The sequence below is a fragment of the Streptomyces prunicolor NBRC 13075 genome (genome assembly GCF_000367365.1).
Lineage (GTDB): Bacteria > Actinomycetota > Actinomycetes > Streptomycetales > Streptomycetaceae > Streptomyces > Streptomyces prunicolor.
On the sequence record NZ_BARF01000105.1, the window covers coordinates 1 to 16,609 of the forward strand.

At 70.6% G+C, this 16,609-nt stretch carries 23 protein-coding genes and 1 pseudogene; 10 read left to right on the forward strand and 14 right to left on the reverse strand.

What is annotated here, in order from left to right:
* The 4 genes and pseudogenes from SPR02S_RS44390 to SPR02S_RS44405 all read right to left on the reverse strand — a co-directional run.
* Positions 1 to 925, reverse strand: a 925-nt coding sequence (locus SPR02S_RS44390) for a SulP family inorganic anion transporter (protein ID WP_019063506.1), incomplete at its 3' end; no start/stop codon positions are given.
* Entirely contained in the window at positions 922 to 1,263 is a 342-nt protein-coding gene (locus SPR02S_RS44395; RefSeq protein WP_019063507.1) for an ArsR/SmtB family transcription factor, read from the reverse strand. The genes SPR02S_RS44390 and SPR02S_RS44395, both read right to left, overlap by 4 nt.
* Before the next feature lie 154 nt (positions 1,264 to 1,417).
* Positions 1,418 to 1,643 (reverse strand): annotated as a pseudogene (locus SPR02S_RS59655) (PhnA domain-containing protein).
* Positions 1,644 to 1,755: 112 nt separating this feature from the next.
* On the reverse strand, positions 1,756 to 2,211 hold the full coding sequence (locus SPR02S_RS44405) for a MarR family winged helix-turn-helix transcriptional regulator (RefSeq protein WP_043258906.1): 456 nt from the start codon (positions 2,209 to 2,211) through the stop codon (positions 1,756 to 1,758).
* Positions 2,212 to 2,294: 83 nt separating this feature from the next.
* Between SPR02S_RS44405 and SPR02S_RS44410 the strand changes: the two genes are divergently transcribed.
* Together SPR02S_RS44410 and SPR02S_RS64575 are read left to right on the forward strand one after the other, a co-directional pair.
* On the forward strand, positions 2,295 to 2,672 hold the full coding sequence (locus SPR02S_RS44410) for a VOC family protein (protein ID WP_019063510.1): 378 nt from the start codon (positions 2,295 to 2,297) through the stop codon (positions 2,670 to 2,672).
* Between the two features lie 117 nt (positions 2,673 to 2,789).
* The gene (locus SPR02S_RS64575) at positions 2,790 to 3,053 is read left to right on the forward strand and encodes a DNA glycosylase family protein (RefSeq protein WP_019063511.1); all 264 of its coding nucleotides are present in this window, start codon (positions 2,790 to 2,792) and stop codon (positions 3,051 to 3,053) included.
* Positions 3,054 to 3,428: 375 nt separating this feature from the next.
* Here SPR02S_RS64575 and SPR02S_RS44420 read toward each other — a convergent pair whose 3' ends face one another.
* Together SPR02S_RS44420 and SPR02S_RS44425 are read right to left on the reverse strand one after the other, a co-directional pair.
* Entirely contained in the window at positions 3,429 to 4,226 is a 798-nt protein-coding gene (locus SPR02S_RS44420) for an SAM-dependent methyltransferase (RefSeq protein WP_019063512.1), read from the reverse strand.
* Positions 4,223 to 5,809, reverse strand: a complete 1,587-nt coding sequence (locus SPR02S_RS44425) for an MFS transporter (RefSeq protein WP_052347149.1) — start codon at positions 5,807 to 5,809, stop codon at positions 4,223 to 4,225. The genes SPR02S_RS44420 and SPR02S_RS44425 overlap by 4 nt, the downstream gene beginning before the upstream one ends.
* A gap of 80 nt (positions 5,810 to 5,889) precedes the next feature.
* On the opposite strand from SPR02S_RS44425, the gene SPR02S_RS44430 reads away from it, so the two are divergent.
* Complete coding sequence (locus SPR02S_RS44430; protein WP_019063514.1) at positions 5,890 to 6,558, forward strand: winged helix-turn-helix transcriptional regulator; 669 nt, start codon at positions 5,890 to 5,892, stop codon at positions 6,556 to 6,558.
* A 91-nt stretch (positions 6,559 to 6,649) separates the two neighbouring features.
* On the opposite strand, the gene SPR02S_RS44435 is transcribed toward SPR02S_RS44430, so the two are convergent.
* Positions 6,650 to 7,246 (reverse strand): rhodanese-like domain-containing protein, encoded by a 597-nt coding sequence (locus SPR02S_RS44435; RefSeq protein ID WP_019063515.1) that lies wholly within the window; start codon positions 7,244 to 7,246, stop codon positions 6,650 to 6,652.
* An 81-nt stretch (positions 7,247 to 7,327) separates the two neighbouring features.
* Here SPR02S_RS44435 and SPR02S_RS44440 point away from each other — a divergent pair, with 81 nt between their 5' ends.
* Positions 7,328 to 7,615 carry a metal-sensitive transcriptional regulator gene (locus SPR02S_RS44440; RefSeq protein WP_026151438.1) on the forward strand — a complete coding sequence of 96 codons (288 nt, stop codon included), beginning with the start codon at positions 7,328 to 7,330 and terminating at the stop codon, positions 7,613 to 7,615.
* A gap of 20 nt (positions 7,616 to 7,635) precedes the next feature.
* Here the strand turns inward: SPR02S_RS44440 and SPR02S_RS44445 are convergent, their stop codons facing one another.
* The 3 genes from SPR02S_RS44445 to SPR02S_RS44455 form a co-directional block, all read right to left on the reverse strand.
* Positions 7,636 to 8,385 (reverse strand): sulfite exporter TauE/SafE family protein, encoded by a 750-nt coding sequence (locus SPR02S_RS44445; protein WP_019063517.1) that lies wholly within the window; start codon positions 8,383 to 8,385, stop codon positions 7,636 to 7,638.
* On the reverse strand, positions 8,382 to 8,780 hold the full coding sequence (locus tag SPR02S_RS44450; protein WP_026151439.1) for a rhodanese-like domain-containing protein: 399 nt from the start codon (positions 8,778 to 8,780) through the stop codon (positions 8,382 to 8,384). The genes SPR02S_RS44445 and SPR02S_RS44450 overlap by 4 nt, the downstream gene beginning before the upstream one ends.
* Positions 8,781 to 8,849: 69 nt before the next feature.
* A complete protein-coding gene (locus SPR02S_RS44455; RefSeq protein WP_019063519.1) occupies positions 8,850 to 10,217 on the reverse strand; it encodes an MBL fold metallo-hydrolase in 1,368 nt (455 codons plus the stop codon).
* A 183-nt stretch (positions 10,218 to 10,400) separates the two neighbouring features.
* Here SPR02S_RS44455 and SPR02S_RS44460 point away from each other — a divergent pair, with 183 nt between their 5' ends.
* The gene (locus SPR02S_RS44460; RefSeq protein ID WP_019063520.1) at positions 10,401 to 10,805 is read left to right on the forward strand and encodes a DUF302 domain-containing protein; all 405 of its coding nucleotides are present in this window, start codon (positions 10,401 to 10,403) and stop codon (positions 10,803 to 10,805) included.
* A 60-nt stretch (positions 10,806 to 10,865) separates the two neighbouring features.
* Positions 10,866 to 11,228 carry a hypothetical protein gene (locus SPR02S_RS44465; protein WP_019063521.1) on the forward strand — a complete coding sequence of 121 codons (363 nt, stop codon included), beginning with the start codon at positions 10,866 to 10,868 and terminating at the stop codon, positions 11,226 to 11,228.
* Positions 11,229 to 11,280: 52 nt separating this feature from the next.
* Here SPR02S_RS44465 and SPR02S_RS44470 read toward each other — a convergent pair whose 3' ends face one another.
* Positions 11,281 to 11,700: an arsenate reductase ArsC gene (locus tag SPR02S_RS44470; RefSeq protein WP_019063522.1), complete on the reverse strand. Its 420-nt coding sequence runs from the start codon at positions 11,698 to 11,700 to the stop codon at positions 11,281 to 11,283.
* A 23-nt stretch (positions 11,701 to 11,723) separates the two neighbouring features.
* Positions 11,724 to 12,251, reverse strand: a complete 528-nt coding sequence (locus SPR02S_RS57725; RefSeq protein ID WP_245607726.1) for an arsenate-mycothiol transferase ArsC — start codon at positions 12,249 to 12,251, stop codon at positions 11,724 to 11,726.
* Between the two features lie 102 nt (positions 12,252 to 12,353).
* Between SPR02S_RS57725 and SPR02S_RS44480 the strand changes: the two genes are divergently transcribed.
* Positions 12,354 to 12,668, forward strand: coding sequence for an ArsR/SmtB family transcription factor (locus SPR02S_RS44480; RefSeq protein ID WP_019063523.1), 315 nt, complete (start codon positions 12,354 to 12,356; stop codon positions 12,666 to 12,668).
* A 37-nt stretch (positions 12,669 to 12,705) separates the two neighbouring features.
* Positions 12,706 to 13,488: an aquaporin gene (locus tag SPR02S_RS44485; RefSeq protein ID WP_026151440.1), complete on the forward strand. Its 783-nt coding sequence runs from the start codon at positions 12,706 to 12,708 to the stop codon at positions 13,486 to 13,488.
* A 107-nt stretch (positions 13,489 to 13,595) separates the two neighbouring features.
* Here SPR02S_RS44485 and SPR02S_RS57730 read toward each other — a convergent pair whose 3' ends face one another.
* Positions 13,596 to 13,973: a hypothetical protein gene (locus SPR02S_RS57730; protein WP_158697976.1), complete on the reverse strand. Its 378-nt coding sequence runs from the start codon at positions 13,971 to 13,973 to the stop codon at positions 13,596 to 13,598.
* Positions 13,974 to 13,992: 19 nt separating this feature from the next.
* Complete coding sequence (locus SPR02S_RS44495; protein ID WP_026151441.1) at positions 13,993 to 14,364, reverse strand: ArsR/SmtB family transcription factor; 372 nt, start codon at positions 14,362 to 14,364, stop codon at positions 13,993 to 13,995.
* Positions 14,365 to 14,739: 375 nt separating this feature from the next.
* Here SPR02S_RS44495 and SPR02S_RS44500 point away from each other — a divergent pair, with 375 nt between their 5' ends.
* Positions 14,740 to 16,104 carry an FAD-dependent oxidoreductase gene (locus SPR02S_RS44500; protein ID WP_019063526.1) on the forward strand — a complete coding sequence of 455 codons (1,365 nt, stop codon included), beginning with the start codon at positions 14,740 to 14,742 and terminating at the stop codon, positions 16,102 to 16,104.
* A 28-nt stretch (positions 16,105 to 16,132) separates the two neighbouring features.
* Positions 16,133 to 16,594 (forward strand): ArsI/CadI family heavy metal resistance metalloenzyme, encoded by a 462-nt coding sequence (locus SPR02S_RS44505; protein ID WP_019063527.1) that lies wholly within the window; start codon positions 16,133 to 16,135, stop codon positions 16,592 to 16,594.
* Positions 16,595 to 16,609 lie beyond the last annotated feature (15 nt).

Here is a 16,609-nt window from a genome sequence, read left to right on the forward strand (position 1 = left end):
CCGGGACGCCGCCGAACAAGGGGGCCGCGATGTTGGCCAAGCCCTGCCCGAACAATTCACGGTCGGGGTCATGCTCCTGACCCACCGTCATTCCATCGGCGACCGAAGCCGACAGCAGGGACTCCAGGGCGGCCAGGGCCGCGACCGCGACCGCCGGGGCGAGCAGAGAACCCAGCGAGCCGGGGTCGAGGAAGGCGAGGGAGGGCGCGGGCAGTCCGGCCGGCAGGTCACCGATCGGCTTCGCCGCGTCCAGGCCGGCCATCTGGGCAACCACGGTGGCCGCGATCACCGCGAGGATGGAGAAGGGAATCGCGGGCCGCCATCGGGCACCGATGAGCATCACGGCCCCGACCGCCACGGCACAGGCCACGGCGGTCCAGTTCGGGTTGTCCGCGAATTCCTCCAGGGCGCGCCAGGTCACCACGAGGACGCGGTCGCCGTCCGGCTTGGGCACCCCGAGGGCGTTCGGGATCTGCTGGAGACCGATCACACAGGCGATGCCGAGGGTGAAGCCCTCGACGACGGGGGCGGGCACGTACCGCATGTACTTGCCGGCCCTGAGCAGAGCGAGCGCGACGAGCATCACGCCTGCCATCAGCCCGACGGTGAGCACCCCGGCGGGCCCGTGCTCCGCGACGATCGGCACCAGCACCACCGTCATTGCGCCTGTCGGCCCCGACACCTGCAGATTCGAACCTCCGAACACGGCGGCAAGGGCACCGGCGATGACCGCGGTCGCCAGCCCCGCCTCCGCGCCCAGCCCGGAGGAGACGCCGAAGCCGAGCGCGAGGGGGAGCGCAACGACCGCCACCGTGAGGCCGGCGAGAAGATCCCGGCGCGGGTCGCGGCGCATCTCCGCCAGATCGATCCGGCCGGGCAGAAGGTCGGCGATCCGGCCTCTGATCCGGGTGAAGGCGGGCGTCATCGCGCGGCGACCTCGGTTTCACGCAGCTCGGCGAGCAGTTCGTTCCGCCCGGACAGCAGCTCGGTCAGGATTCGGCGGGCGGCTCCCATCAGGTCGGCCACGTCCCCGCCGGCCAGTTCATAGACGACCGCCGCCCCCTCCCGCGTCGAGGTGACGATCCCGGAGCGGCGCAGCACCGCCAGCTGCTGGGAGAGGCCGGCGGGCTCCACCTCGATCGCGGCCAGCAGGTCCCGCACCGGCAACGGCCCGTCCTGCAGCAGCTCCAGAACCCGTATCCGTACGGGATGACCCAGCATCCGGAAGAACTCGGCCTTGGCCTGGTACAGCGGAACGGACACGACTCCTCGACTTCCCCGACAGCGCCCCGGCCGGGGCAGGCGAAGACTGCGCCCGCGACTACCTGCGAACACAGACAACACAGCATCTAACCAATTGCTAAATTTGGCAATTCATCATCACGTCGATGCCGGGACATTCCAGCGAACGAGGGGGTCAGCCCTTCTTGACCACGCTCGACTTGAGCTGCACCGCCCCGAAACCGTCGATCCTGCAGTCGATGTCGTGACCGTCAACCCCCTCGACCCGCCGGAGGGCCGGAGTCCACGCCGCCTTCGGCGAGCACCCATGCATGGCCGCACTCCGGGCACACCACCAGGGCGTTCATCTCGTAGGTGTACTCACACGAGCACTTCGGGCAGGGAGGAAGGTTCTCGATCACCGCGTCAGGGCATCCGGCCGCTCACCTGGGACAATCCCTTCGGCCGGCGCGGGCATACGACCGCCGCAGGGCACAGGGCGATCCGTTCTGGTTCATCGGGTCGCGGGCCGGTTCACCCGCCGAGCGTCTCCGCCATGCGGTCCAGGTCGGCGAGAAGAACCGAGAGGCGTTTCGGCGGCACGGCATCGGTCATCCGCTGGTCGATGGCGTAGACGACGGAGCGCGCCGCGGCCAGGCGGCGGCGGCCCTCCTCGGTGAGGTGGGCGGGCAGGGCGCGGCCGTGGTCCGTGGTGGCCGGGCGGGTGATCAGGCCGGCGTCCTGGAGCCCGCGCAAGACGACGTTCATGGACTGCCGGGTGACGAAGGTGCCGCGGGCCAGTTCGGCGTTGGACAGCCCGGGTTGCTGGTCGAGCAGTTCGAGACACGCGTACTGCGGCACGGTCAGGCCGTGCTCGCGCAGGGCCTTGTCCATCGCGCCGCGCAGGGTGGCTGCGGCCCGCTTGAGGCGGTAGCCCAGTCGCTCGGTCACGTCGGCAGGCGGAGTCCGGTCGGTGATCCCATTACTCATGTCAGGAGTTTGACATAGGAGCGAGGAGGCACCTACCGTCACCTATGTCAAAGTCCTGACATGAGTACCCCTGAGGAGCATCAATGGCCACCACCGTTTCCGTCGCCGGGCCCGACTTCATCGCGCTGCAGGTGCGTGATGTCGACGCGGCCGCCGCCTTCTTCGAGACGCGGCTCGGGCTTCGCCGGGCACCCGCCTCGCCCCCCGGCGCCGTCGTGTTCGACACCGAGCCGATCGCATTCGCCGTCCGCGAGCCCCTGCCGGGTGTGGACCTCGACAGCGTGGAGCGACCCGGCCTCGGAGTCGCCCTGTGGTTCGGGACCAGCGACGCCCAAGCCCTCCACAACCGTCTCCAGGCCGCCGGTACCCCCATCGTCAAGGCGCCGGAAGACGGCCCGTTCGGCAGGATGTTCACCTTCCTCGGACCCGAGGGCTACGCCATCACCGCCCATGGGAACTGACCGCGCGCACCGTCGCCATCTGCCCGCGCGGACCGTTCTCCCTCACAGCCGGTCCCGGCTTCCTGAAGGGCCTCACCTCCGCCGGATGGTGACCTCGACGCGAATGGACCGCGGGCGATGCCGGCCCAGGATGCCCTCGCACACCTGCGGACGCTGCCCGGCATCGACCCCTTCTCCGCCGAGTTGATCCTCATCCGCGGCGCCGGACACCCCGACGTCTTCCCACTCCACGAACCCCGACTGCGCGCCGCAACGGCACACGCCTACGGCCCGGGCGATCCGGACGCTTCGACCAAGCACCGCCTCACCGGCATCAGCGACCGCCGGCCGCCCCACCGCGGCTGGGCCGCCCTCCTGCTGCGCACGCACAGCGGAGCGTAGTCACCCGCCATCCGGAGCCGCCCGACCTGCCGCCTCCGGTCGACAACCCGCGCATCGCTCCGCCCGGAACAGTCACGCCGGTCCGGGCGGAGCCCGCCCGGGACATCTGTCGCCTGCTCACGGCAAGGGGAACGGGTAGCAGAGCCGACGATTTCGAAGAATCCCCGTCAAACTGGCGCGACGCACGCAAGAGCTTCGCCCGGACCGACTGCCGCGACCTGCTCGTCAAGGCCCACCAGCAGCGGCGAGGTCCGCTGTCCAACACCGTCTTCGCCACACCCGAGCACCTCGCCCCTACCGTCCGGCACGGCTCCGCACGATCCAGTGCAGCAGCCACCTTCATCGACGGATGCCTCGCCGGAACCGGGCTGCCGCTCACCCCGACGGCAACTCCTTGGTGAAACAGCCACGCCAGACTTCGAGTGAGCCGTCTGCGAGCGCGGTGGTGTAGTTGATGACGCGGGTATAGCCGTCGTCGAGGAGCATCGGTAGTGCGGGTCCGGCGGGCAGACCGTTCGCGAAGGTCTTGGTGATCCAGTCCTGGACCCATGTCGACTCGTCGGCCCATTCGACCGCGGCGAACCCTGCGTCCTTGACACAGGCGAGCAGTGTTTCGGCGGACACGACGAAACTGTCGGTGCCGTCGAGTGACCAGGGCATGGGCCAGGGCAGGTCGGCCTGGCGTGGTTGGCAGACTTCCCAGACGGCCAGGCGCGCGCCGGGGGCGAGGCGTTCGGCGATGTGACGGAACCAGGTGGTCTTGTCCCGCACATTCATCTGGACGTGCATGGTGAGTGCGGCGTCGAAGGCCGGATCGGACTGGAAACCGGCGATGTCCCCGTTGTGGAACCGGACGATGTCGCTGAGCCCGGCCCGGGCGGTGAGGTCGCGTGCCGCGTCGATGTAGGCCGGGGTGATGTCGATGCCGACGACATGGTTGCCGGTGCGGCGGGCGATCTGGCGCGCGGGTCCACCGAATCCTGAGCCCACGTCCAGGACGACGTCACCGTGCGCGAGGGCGAGCGTGGGAATGAGCCGTTCGACGGCGTCGGCGCCACCGATGTGGAACTGGTCGAGGTTGTCCAGGGCTCCGTCGGCCGCGGCGTCGAGATCGCGCTTGTCGCTCAGGAGGCGGTCGATGGTCTGGCGGACGGCGGTTTCTCCGTAGGTCATGGCACCGGGTCCTTTCGGTCGCTGGTGGTGTCTGCCAACTCGGCCGGCCGGTGTGCCGGTCCGGGTTGCTGCGGGGGTTGGGCGGGCAGGAAGACGCCGGCGAGCAGCGCACCGGCGACCGCGACGAGTCCGGCCACGACGCACCCGACGCTGAGGCCGTGGTCGAAGGCGCCGGTCGCGGCCTGACGTACGGCGTCGGCCACGGCGGGCCGGCCCTGGGCGGCGAGCCGGCTGGAGACGCCGAACGCTGCCCCGACGGACTGATGGGCGAGGTCCGTCAGCGGGGTGGGCAGCGTCGTGGGAAGGGTGGTGTTGAGCCGCGTGTCGTACAGCGAGGCGTACACACTGCCGATGACCGCGACTCCAAGGGTTCCGCCGAGGAGCCGGGTGGAGTCATTGACGGCGGACCCCACACCGGCCTGGTCGGACGGGACTGCTCCCATGATGGACTCGGTCGCGGGCGCGGAGGTCAGACCCATGCCCAGGCCGTAGACGACCATCTGGATGGCGATGATCCCGTAGTTGAGTGTCGGGGAAATGTCGCTGGCGACCCAGAAGTAGAAGATCGCCTGGAGGACCAGCCCGGCCGTGACGATCGCCTTGGTGCCCGCACGGACCGCCAGCCGCGTCCCGAGGGTCGATCCGACGGCGACGGAGACCGCGACCGGCAGCAGGTGGACGCCAGTGGAAAGGGGGCTGTACGTCCGGACGAACTGGAAGTACTGCGTCATCAGGAAGATGAACCCGAACAGGGTGAAGAACGCGATCGTGACCGCGGCACTGGCGGCGCTGAAGCGCATGTCGCTGAAGAGCCGCACATCGAGCATCGGCTCGTCCGCGCGGCGCTCGCCGACGATGAACGCGATCAGCAGGACCGCCGCACCGGCGAAGCCGGCGAGCGACGACGATGATGCCCAGCCACGGTCCGGGGCCTCGATGACGGTGTAGACGAGCAGCCCCATGAAGCTGCCGGACAGGACAAGGCCCAGGAAGTCCAGGCGGTGCGGGACGGGGTTCTGCGACCCGGGGACGAACAGTGCCACCAGGGCGATGACGGCCAGCGACACCGGGCCGAGGGCGTAGAAGACGCTCGACCAGCTGTAGTGCTCCAGCAGGAACCCGCCCGCGATCGGCCCCAGCGCGATGGCCATACCGGCCGTCGCGCCCCACAGGCCGATGGACAACGCCCGCTCCCTACGGCTGGTGAAGACGCCGGTGAGCAGTGAGAGCGTGGCGGGGAACGTCATCGCGGCCCCCAGCCCCATCACGGCCCGGGCCGCGATCAGCTCCGCCGGGGTGTCGGCGTACCCCCCGACGAAGCTGGCCACACCGAAGACCAGCAGCCCGGCCATGAGCATGCCCTTGCGGCCGAAGCGGTCGGACAGACTCCCCGAGGTCAGCAACAGGGCGGCGAACACGAGGTTGTAGGCATCCACGACCCATTGCAACTGCGCGGTGGAGGTACCCAGTTCGCGTGTCAGCGTCGGAAGCGCCACGTTGACCAGAGTGGTGTCGAGGTTGATCACGAACGACGCCGCCAGCAGCGCGGCGAGCACGAGTGGTTTCGACGGTGCACGAGTCATGGTGGAAGACTATGCATGGTTGGTTTACTTTTTCTACCACTTGATTTGAAAAATAAACCGCTCCCGGCTAGGCTGGACACATGCGGAGCTATGGCCAGTACTGTTCGATCGCCCGGGCTCTCGACGTCGTGGGGGACCGCTGGTCACTGCTGATCGTCCGGGAGCTCCTGCTACAAGGCCCGTGCCGGTTCACGGACCTGAAGAACGGGCTGCCGGGCGTCGCGGCGAACCTGCTGTCGACCCGCCTCAAGGAACTTGAGGCCGCCGGCCTGATCACTCGCGAGGACGCGCCACCGCCGGTCGCCACCGGCCTCTACTCCCTGAGCGAGACCGGTCTGGCGCTGGAGCCGGTACTGAAAGCGCTCGGGCTCTGGGGTCTGCGGTTCATGACCGAGAAACGGCCGGACGACGCGTTCCAGGCACAGTGGCTGACCTACGCCCCTGCGTGGTTCACCACCGACACCGATCCCGACGGCCCGCCCGCGGTCATCCAACTCGTCGCGTCCGACGAGTTGGCCGTCATCGAGCTGCGAAGCGGTCGGATCCACACCCGGCTCGGCCGCGCCACCGACCCGGACCTCGTCCTGGACGGTCCACCCCGTGCAGTCCTCGGGTTGCTCAGCGGCGTGATCGATCTCGAACGCGCCGGCCGACTCGGTCTGTCCGTCCATGGCCGACGCGAGCTGCTCACCCGTCTCCGTCCGGTCGCGCAGGACCGGGCGCCCACTCGGCACGAGCACCGCCCATGAGCGACGGTGCCGGACTGTCGGGGACTTTGTCCGCGAGCAGGTGCCGCCCCGTCACGGCAGCACGCACACGGAGAGGTCGAGCAACGCCGGTTCAGCGCCTGCGCAGCACGGTGAGCGCGGCGTCGAGGTCGGCCGCTCGGGGGCGGTTGTGGGGCAGCTTGCCCAGGACGACGGACATGCCGCACGTGTCGGTGACCGCCGAGTAGACGAGCCCGCCCGCGATGCCGACGGCCAGGAGCTGGAAGGCGGGGTGCACGAGCAGACCGAGGGCGAGGCCCAGCAGCACCATCGTCCCGGCGGTGAAGCGCACCTGCCGCTCCATGCTCCAGCCGGCCCGGGTGTCGCAGGCGGCGGGACGGTGCAGGTCGTGGCCGTCTGCGGCCCAGGCTCCGGTGCCTCCGGCGAGGGTGGCGGTCGGTATGCCCTGCTCGGACAGCAGCTTGCAGGCGTTCTCCGAGCGCCTGCCGGAAGCGCACACGACGAGGACGTCACCGTGTTCTGCGGCGTGCCGTATCTCCGGCAGGGCACGGCGGACGTGGTCCAGGGGGATGTTCAGGGCGCCGGGCAGGTGGCCGGAGGCGTACTCGGCGGGCGTGCGCACGTCGATGACGGTGAGCTCGTGGAGGCGGATGCGAGCCTGGTCCGTGGCGAGGGTGACGGGGGTGATGGGGGTGGGAGAGCTGGTCATGGCGGGATGATCCTTTGATGGTCGACGCCGTCCCGAACCGGGACGTACAGTACCCCTAGGGGTATTTATTGAGGAGTGATCGTGGAGCTGGAGCTCGAGGGCGCGGACCTGAAGGCCGTGCTGAACCGCCTGCGCCGCGCGCAGGGTCAGATCGCGGGCGTGATCCGGATGATCGAGGAGGGGCGCGACTGCGAGGACGTCATCACGCAACTCGCCGCCGCTTCACGCGCTCTCGACCGTGCCGGTTTCGCGATCATCGCGACCGGCATGCAGCAGTGCATGACCGATATCGAGTCCGGCCGCAAGAACGGCGAGGACGCCCAGCAGATGCGCGCCCGCCTGGAGAAACTGTTCCTGTCCCTGGCCTAGACCGTGTCCGCTGCGGCGCGTCATGCCGCCGCGTCGATCAGCATGAAGGCGGCCACGGCCAGCAGCGCCAGGGCGAAGACCCGCTGAAGCGTGTGCCCGGAGATCTTCGTGGCCAGCCGTTTCCCGTCCCAGGCGCCGAGGATCGCGGCCCCGGCGAAGGGGCCGATGACCGCCCAGTCCAGTCCGTCGGCCGTGCCGGTGCGCATCGCCAGCGCGGCCAGGGAGTTGACGGTGATGACCAGCAGGCTGGTGCCCACCGCGTAGCGCATCCGCATGCCGAGCACGTTCACCAGCGCCGGTACGGCGAGGAAACCGCCACCGACGCCGAGGACGCCGGTGACCGCGCCGAGCCCGGCCCCGGCGGCCGCGGCCCTCCCCGGCCGCACCGGCACGACGGTGTCCGCCGCACGCGGGCGGCTCCGCAGCATGCGCAGGGCTGCCGCTCCCGCCACCAACGCGAAGGCCGCTGTCAGCGTGGCCGCCGGGACACGTCCGGCGAGCGCGCCGCCCAGCATCGCCGGGCCGATGCCGGCCGCCGCGAACAGCAGCCCGGTCCCCCAGCGGACGTTCCCGTCGCGGGCGTGCGCGGACATGGCGGTGGCCGAGGTGACGGCGACGATGACCAGGCTCGCGGTGGTGGCCGCGACCGGGGTGAAACCGAGCAGGTAGATCAGGGCGGGAACGGCCAGCACGCTGCCGCCGCCCCCGAGAGCGCCAAGTGCCAGACCGACGACCGCACCCGCGGCCAGGGCAAGTATGAGAGTGCTCACGCGACGGTGCCGTTCCCGCCCCGCGGGTCCACCACCGGCAGCCCCGCCTCGGCCCAGTCCCGCATGCCGCCAATCACGTCCACGGCCTCCGCGCCCCGGGCGGCGAGCAGTTCGGCGGCCTGCCGGGAGCGGTTGCCCGAGCGGCAGATCACGACCAGGGGCCGTGCCTGCGCCTCGGCGGGCAGTCCAGCCCCGGCGGCCAGTGCCGAGAGGGGCAGGTGTACGGCTCGGGGCGCGTGCCCCGCCTGCCATTCGTAAGGTTCGCGGACATCGAGCAGCACGGCGCCGGCACTGCTTTCGGCGGCGTTCCCGTTCTTCCCGTGGCCGGTGCGTGCGGCCGCCTCCTGGACGGTCACACGGCCCGGGCCTCCCCGGCCTCGCCGGAAAATACTCATCTCGGTTTCTCGCTCCTTGTTTCCCGTGTCGGTACGGAAGATCGGCAGGGGTCGCCGCGACATGCGCCGTCAGACGGTGCGTACGGTGAGCCCGGCCTTCTCCGCCGCGTCGAAGGAGTCGTCCACGGCGACGACCTCGCGACCGGCCGCGTCCAGCAGGGAGGCGGCGATCGCGGCACGCATGCCGCCCGCGCAGTGCACCCACACCTGACCGGCGGGGACCTCGTCGAGGCGGCGGTGCAGGAGGTGGACCGGGATGTGGACCGACCCCTCGATGCACCCGCCCGCCCGTTCGGAGCCACGCCGGACATCGAGTACGACGACGCCCTCCGCCGGATACCGGCCGGCGAGATCGGTGAGCGTGGCCCGCGGGAAGGAAGCCGGGGCCTCTCCCTCCCGGACCCAGCCGCCGGGGTCGCCGGTCGCCGCGGCGGCGGGGCGGTCGATGCCCACACGGACCAGTTCGCGCTGGGCGGTGGCGAGTTGCTCGGGCGACTCGGCGAGCAGCGTGACCGGCCTGCCCCACGGAATCAGCCAGGCCAGATACGTGGCGAGCTGTCCCTCGGCCTCGAAGTTGAACGAACCGGACACGTGCCCCGCGGCGAAGGCGACACGGTTGCGCAGGTCCACCACCCACTCCCCCGCCGCAAGCCGGGCGGCTATCTCCCCGGCGTCGGCGACGGCGGGCGGGGTCAGGTCGAGGGGCGCGGGTCCGGCGGCGTTGGCCGGGCCCATGTGCGTGTAGTACGCGGGGATGTCGTCCAGGCCGGCCAGCAGACCGGCGACGAAGTCGTCCACGTCCCGGGTGAGCGCCTCGTTGGACACCTTCTCCTTGCCGATGGTCGTGTCACCGCCCTCCGCCCGGGAGGAGGAGCAGAAGCTGCCGAAGCCGTGCGTGGGCAACACGGCCGTGCCGTCGGGCAGTTCGGCGGCCAGCCGGTGCGCCGAGGCGTGCTGGGCCCGGGCCAGCTGTTCCGTGAGCCGCGGCTCCACGAGATCGGGACGGCCGACGGTACCGATCAGCAGCGAACCGCCGGTGAACACCGCGACCGCCGTGCCGTTCTCCTCCAGCGCATAAGAGGTGTGGTGCGGAGTGTGACCGGGTGTCGCGAGCGCACGCAGGGTCAGGCCGGCGGCGGTGTCGATCCTCGTGCGGTCACCGTCATGCACCGGTACACGCGCGAAGGAGACGCGGGCCCCGGCGGGAACGAGGTAGGCGGCACCGGTGAGCCGGGCGAGCTCCAGGCCGCCGGTGACGTAGTCGTTGTGGACGTGCGTCTCGACGACCTGTGCGATCCGCACACCGCGCCGGGCCGCCGCCGCGATCACCTGATCCACGTCACGGGGTGGGTCGACGGCCACCGCCGTCCGCTCACCGCCCGCGAGATAGCTCCGGTTGCCGAGCCCTGACACCTCGATCGTGTCGACGAAGAACACGGGGCACTCCCTTCCAGTCTCCAGCGAAGAATTACCCCGGGGGGTATGCTTTCGACCGTAGCATGAATACCCCAGGGGGTATTCATGAAGCCAGGGGAAGCCCTTGGAGACACCTCACGAGCACCGCAGGCACGGCAGGACACCCGTCCCGCACCCTGCGAGCCGACCAGAAGGGCCACCGCCATGCGCTACGACCGCACCGTGCACCTCGACACCGACTTCGCCACCATCGTCGACCGCGTCCGCGAAGCCCTCGCCGCACAGGGATTCGGCATCCTCACCGAGATCGACGTCACCGCCACGCTCAAAACGAAGCTCGACCACGACATGGAGGACTACGTGATCCTCGGCGCCTGCAACCCGCCCCTCGCCCACCGCGCCCTGGAGACCGACCGCGCCATCGGCCTACTGCTGCCCTGCAACGTCGTCGTCCGCACCGACGGCGACCACACCGCCGTACAGGCCCTCGACCCGAACACGATGGTCACGCTCACCGGACTCGACGCCCTCCGCCCGGTCGCCGAGGAAGCCACCCACCGCCTCGACGCCGCCCTAGCCTCCCTCACGGCAGCCGACGCGGACGGCTGACATCGCCCCGGGAGATCGAATGCGTCCGACACCGGCGCAGGCACACCTCCCACGTCACCCATGGCCGCCGTCGGCCCCTCCAGCGTGCCGCGGGTCGGCCCGGCATCCGGACCAAGGCCACAGCCCGCACCGGCCCCATGGGGAAAGCGTGACCACGACAGCCGGAAACACGTACGACTCGGACCGCACGCGAGCTTCGCGCGGCTCACCCCGCTCGTTGCCGTCAACGCCCGCCTCGCTTCGCTCCTGAACGGGCGGACCGATCTGCTCACCGCGCACTGGCTGGGTAAGCAGGGTCCCTGGCCGGAGATCACCCACGGTCTCCTACGTTCCGACGGCCATCTCGGCCAGGTCGCCCGCTGCGCCGATCCGGCGGGACTGAGGGCCTACCTCGCCCGCTGGTTGCCGTCCGAGTTCGGCTGATGCGTCATGCGCCTGCAGGCGCACGGTGCAGGCGCCGGGTCGGCCGGGCCGCTCACGCCTCCTGCCGGGTGTCGATCTCGGCGATCAGGGCCTCGATACGGGTCCTGATCTCGTCCCGGATCGGGCGGACGGCCTCGACGCCCTTGCCCGCCGGGTCCTCCAGAGCCCAGTCGAGATACTTCTTGCCGGGGAAGACCGGGCAGGCGTCGCCACAGCCCATGGTGATGACGTAGTCGGACGCCTGGACCACCTCGGTGGTGAGGACCTTCGGCTTCTGGTCGGAGATGTCGACGCCGACCTCCTTCATCGCCTCGACCGCGGAGGGGTTGACCTGGTCGCCCGGGATGGAGCCTGCGGAGCGGACCTCGATCCGGTCGCCCGCGAGGTCGTCGAGGAATCCGGCGGCCATCTGCGAGCGCCCGGCGTTGTGGACGCAGACGAACAGCACGGAGGCGAGCGGGCTGGAGGACATGGGTTCTTCCTTCGCGATGTGGATCAAGCAGGTGGTGCGGGATCGGGATGGGAGTCAAGGGCTCGGCAGGGAGTCGAGCAGTTCGGTGATGTGGGCGTCGATCTCGTCGCGGACGCCTCGGACGAGGCGATCGGGACGCCCTCGGGGTCGCTGACGGGCCAGTCCAGGCAGCGTCGGCCCGGCACGACCGGACATGCGTCCCCGCATCCCATGACGATGTCGGCGGCCCGCACGACCTCGCCGGTCAGCGACTTGGGGTACGCGTCCGTCAGATCCGCCCCGGCCTCGGTCAGGGCCTGGGCGACGACCGGTTCGACCTCGGCGGCGGCCCGTGTGCCCGCAAACGATACGTCCACATGGCCTCCGGTGCGGTGGGCCAGGACGACGAGGTGGGTGCGGACGCAGGCGTGCTCGGCGAGCCGGGCGTAGGAGTCGGTGACGACGCCCTGGATCGCCTCCAGGGAGAAGTGACCGCAGCGGCGCAGAGCGAGGCGGGCGATACCGGACGCGAGGCGCTCGTCGGGAAGGACGGGGGGCGGGGATGCGGCCATGGGAACCCCTTCGGGGCGTGGATCCCAACGGGTGCGGGGATGCGAGTCCCAAAGATCAGCTCAGGCTGGTATCAGCCTAGAGTGATGTGACAGTATCAGTCCATGCTGACGTCAGTCGACACTGATCTGTTGCGGGTTCTGGCCGACCCGCTCCGCCTCCAGATCGTCACCCTCCTGGCCGAGGAGACGCTCTGCAGCACCCATCTGATCGAGGAGACGGGGGCCAGACAGACCAACCTCTCCAACCATCTGAAGGTGCTGCGCGAGGCCGGGGTCGTGGACACGGAGCCGTGCGGCCGGTTCACCTACTACCGGCTCAAGCCCGACGTCATCGCCGAACTCGCCGGCCAGTTCGCCGACCTGGCCAAGACTGCGCGCGTCACGGCCGAGAACAACGTCAAGCGGTCCTGCCCCTGATCCCCGCCGCTACGGCGGCCGCACCGAGGAGCCCTTGTTGGCCGCCACGCACGAGACCGCCGCGGAGTCCGCCATATCCGCTACCGGGCCCCGGCCCGCTCCCAGGGCCACCCCACCCCGCGCGCCTCTGGTCGCGCGGGCCGCTGCCGAACTGGTGGGCACCGCCGCCCTGGTGGCGGTCGTGGTCGGCTCCGGCATCCAGGCCACCGAACTGACCAACGACGTCGGCCTGCAACTGCTGGCCAACTCCCTGGCCACCGTCTTCGGCCTCGGCGTCCTCATCACCCTGCTCGGCCCGGTCTCCGGTGCGCACTTCAACCCCGCCGTCACCCTCGCCGAATGGTGGACCGCCCGCCGCAGCGACGCAGGCGTCACCCTGCGCGAGGCGGCCGTCTACGTCCCCGCCCAGATCATCGGGGCGATCGCGGGCGCGATCCTGGCGGATGCGATGTTCGGCCGACCGCTGGTGAAGTGGTCCACCCACGACCGCTCCGCGGGACACCTGCTCCTCGGTGAAGTCGTCGCGACGGCCGGGCTGATCCTGCTGATCTTCGGCCTGGCCCGCACCGACCGGCTGCGTTTCGCGCCCGTCGCGGTCGCCTCGTACATCGGCGCGGCGTACTGGTTCACCTCGTCGACGTCCTTCGCCAACCCGGCGGTGACGATCGGCCGCGCCTTCACGGACTCCTTCGCGGGCATCGCGCCCGGCTCGGTCGCGGGGTTCATCGGCATGCAGCTCGTTGGGGTCGTGGTCGGACTGCCGCTGGTGGCCCTGATCTTCATGCCGGGACGAACGGCCGGCGACCAGCCCGCCGCATGACGCGCGCCCCGCGGGTGACGGTGATCGACGGCGCTCGCTCGGCACACGAGATCCGTGCGTCCCCGGGAGCGGGCGGGCGATGACCGCGCGGCTTCGCGTTTCCTCCGTCAGTGGTCCTTGTCGGCCAGCGCGAGCCGTCTTCCCTGTCCTGCGGCGGCCGAGAACCTTCGCGCCGCCGAACGGGCCCAGGAGGTTGATGACGTCGAAGGGCCTCGTCGCAGCATTCGGAAGCCGGGCGAGCCCTGGCCGACGCCTGGCGGCAGCCGCCCGAAGACCCGCAGGAGGACCAGCAGCGGCCGCATCAGGATGTAGCCGAAGAGCATGTGGAACAGCGTCTGCTCGTTGGTCCACCGGGCGCCTTCGGTGGACCGGCGCAGGTCGGCCCGGCCGGCGCCGTCAAGGAGTTGGCGGAACGTCGTACGAGCGCGCTCCAACTCCTCGTGGATCGCCGGTCGGTTCACCGACGACTCACCCATGGGACTCACCCACTCTCCTCGCCGCGGCTCAGCTCATGGCACTGCCGAGCATCTGCCCCATCGCGGCGACCACGGACGGCTCGACGCGGTAGTAGACCCAGGTGCCGCGCCGCTCGGAGCTGAGCAGGCCGGCCTCCTTGAGCTTCTTCAGGTGGTGGGAGACGGTCGGCTGGGAGACACCGACGTCGGAGATGTCGCACACGCACGCCTCGCCGCCCTCGTGTGAGGCGACCAGCGAGAACAGTCGCAGCCGTACCGGATCGCCCAGCGCCTTGAACATCCGCGCCGTCCGCTCAGCCTCCTCCGCGCTCAGCGGTCGCTCCGTGAGCGGAGGGCAGCACGGCGCCACGGCCTCGGAGACCTCGGGTTCCAGTAGCGGCAGCGCCCTCGTATTCGACATGCATCTATGTTGACATACATCGAAGCAGCGAGCGAGGGGTGGCGACCCTCTGCCGGCGGCCGCCGGAACAGCGGTGGCCGGAGCCGGTTCAGAGGTGCCGGTATGGACCGCCGCACTCACCCTCACGGGGATCGGTATCGGCCCGGCCAACACCGGAGGGGCAGTCGCCGTCCTCGCCGCACTGACAGCGACGGGAGTTGCCGTGACGCTCGCCCGGCGCAAGCGGGTGCGAGCCGCGAAGCCCCCGATCGCGACACCGTCGACCCGCTCCACCGAACCCGCAGATTCGATAAATGTCTATGTTGACGCTTGTCGAATCAGGTGCCATGCTGACCGCGCAAGCCATCGACGAATATCGAATCAAAGGGGAGTCCCGTGACCGCGCCCACCACCGACCAGCTGCCCGTAGTCGTCATCGGAGCCGGCCCGATCGGTCTGGCCACCGCCGCCCACCTCATCCTGCGGGGTATCGAACCACTGGTGCTGGAAGCCGGACCATCGGCCGGCACCGCGGTCCGCGACTGGGCACACGTGCGCCTGTTCTCCCCCTGGGCCGAGGTCACCGACCCCGCCGCCGAGAAGCTGCTCGCCCCGACCGGCTGGACCCGCCCCGACGCCGCCACCTACCCCACCGGAGGCGACTGGGCCGAGAGGTACCTGCAGCCGCTTGCGGACCTGCTGGGCGACAAGGTCCGCTACGGCGCGACCGTGACCGGCGTGGCCCGCGCCGGGCGCGACCGCATCGTCGACGCGGGTCGTGACGAGCAGCCCTTCACCGTGCACCTCCGGACCACGGTCGGCCGCGAGGAGCGGATCACCGCCCGCGCCGTCATCGACGCCTCCGGCACCTGGTCCACCCCCGGCCCGCTGGGCGCGGACGGCCTGCCCGCCCTCCACGAGAAGACGGCGACCGACCGCATCGCCTACCGCGTCCCCGACCTCAACGACCCAGCCGTCCGCGCCCGTTACACGGGCAGGCGCACCGCCGTCGTCGGCTCCGGCGCCTCCGCCTTCACCACCCTGGCCCTCCTCGCCGACCTGGCGAAGGAGGAGAACGGAACGCACGCCGTTTGGATCCTGCGACGCGGCATCGGTACGAACACGTACGGCGGCGGCGACGCCGACCAGCTCCCCGCGCGCGGCGCGCTGGGCCTGCGCGCCAAGGCCGCCGTCGAGGCCGGCCACGCGAGCACGGTCACCGGCTTCCGTACGCAGGCCGTGGAACGGGAAGGTGACCAGCTCGTCCTCGTCGCCGAGGACGGCCGCCGCCTCGACCCGATCGACGAGGTCATCGTTCTCACGGGCTTCCGCCCGGACCTGTCCTTCCTCTCCGAACTCCGCCTCGGCCTCGACGAACGCCTCCAGGCCCCGACCGCGCTCGCCCCTCTCATCGACCCGAACGTCCACTCCTGCGGCACGGTCTACCCGCACGGCGTGAACGAGCTCTCCCACCCCGAACAGGGCATCTACCTGGTCGGCATGAAGTCCTACGGCCGTGCGCCCACGTTCCTCGCCCTGACCGGCTACGAGCAGGCCCGCTCCATCACCGCCGCCCTCGCCGGAGACCAAGAGGCCGCCGAGCGCGTCGAGTTGACCCTCCCGGACACGGGGGTGTGCGGCGGCGCGGGCCTCTTCGACGAGCCGGAGAACGCCCAGCGCTCCGGCGGCGGCTGCTGCGCCGCCCCGTCCACCCTCCAGATCGGCATCGGCGCCCCGGCCACCGCCTCCGGCGGCTGCTGAACTCCCCACCCACCCCAGGAGGTTCACCATGACGTCCCGCGTACAGCTCGCCCTCCGCGTCCCCGACCTCGCCGCCTCCGTCGCCTTCTACACGAAGCTCTTCGGAACTGAACCCGCCAAACTCCGCGACGGCTACGCCAACTTCGCCATCGACGAGCCCCCGCTCAAGCTCGTCCTCATCGAAGGCACCGCAGGTGAGGCAACCCGCATGGACCACCTCGGCGTCGAGGTCGAAACGACCGAAGCGGTCCACGCCGCCACCACCCGCCTGGGCGAGGCCGGCCTGACCACCGACGTGGAGAACGACACCACCTGCTGCTACGCCCTCCAGGACAAGGTCTGGGTCCACGGTCCCGGCCAGGAACCCTGGGAGGTGTACGTCGTCAAGGCCGACGCCGACTCCCTGGCCAAGCAGCAGGGCAGCACCTGCTGCACCAGCCCCGTTGAGCCCGGAACGACGGAACCGACAGTCGCGGGCGGCTGCTGCTGATCCGCCGATGACCAA